The following is a 793-nucleotide window of genomic DNA, read 5'->3' as shown; positions in this document are numbered from 1 at the left end:
AGGCCAAAATGTGTGTCTGGCTGGTCGGTGTTTCTCCATGGTGTGCCGGTGTGGGATTCGTTCCAGTCGATGCCGGTGCCGTATCTGGCGGGGAGGCCGAGTAGTGCCCGTTGTCCTTCGTCGCTGTGCTCCCATGCCTGTCGGTAGAGTCGTTCGGTCTGCTCGTCGCGCCATGCGTGGCGGGCTAGCCATGCGGCGCTTTCGGGGTGCTCGGTGTGCTGGTGGCACCACCAGCACACGGCCTTGATCCGACGGATTAGGCATAGACCACGGTGGTTCCCGGGCATCTCGCGGATGCGTGCGTTGGCTGATTCGATGGCGTTGTTGGCGGTCGGCACGGGCGTGCCAATGCCCAGTCCAGGATCCATGAAGGTGAACATGGTGTGCTCTCGTATGCGACGGCGCATGGTGTCGCGCGCCTTGACGAGTCGTTGGTGCAGGTCGTTCTCGCTGCCGTCGGACCAGATGCTTTTCTGCTCGAGGAAGTCCTTGTGGCGCATCTCCCATGCGTTGTAGGCGCCCAGCCAAGCGGCCATGGCGTCGCCGTCCTTGACACGCGTGAGCTCCCTGGCCAGGCGCAGCAGCTGCCGGGACGCCTCGTGGCGCGGGTTCGTGCCGGGTATGGCGCCGATGTCGGGGCAGATGTGCAACAGGCAGCGTTGCACGCGGGCGTGCGGCCATGCGTGCCTGAGGGCCTTGCGGATGCCGCCGCCCCCGTCGCACACGACGACCACGGGTTCGACCGATGCGGGCCATCAGGTTCATCCATGCGGCGCTGGTCTCGCGCCGGGCC

Annotated in this window: 1 pseudogene; it reads right to left on the bottom strand. The window is 66.1% G+C overall.

The features are described 5' to 3' along the window. A pseudogene (locus tag OU02_RS08665) lies at positions 1–734 on the bottom strand (IS256 family transposase); the annotation flags it as partial. Positions 735–793 lie beyond the last annotated feature (59 nt).

This window comes from Bifidobacterium pseudolongum subsp. pseudolongum DSM 20099, assembly GCF_000771225.1.
GTDB classification, from domain to species: domain Bacteria; phylum Actinomycetota; class Actinomycetes; order Actinomycetales; family Bifidobacteriaceae; genus Bifidobacterium; species Bifidobacterium pseudolongum.
The sequence above is the reverse complement of the archived record's forward strand: the minus strand, read 5'-3'. Positions and strand labels throughout refer to the sequence as shown.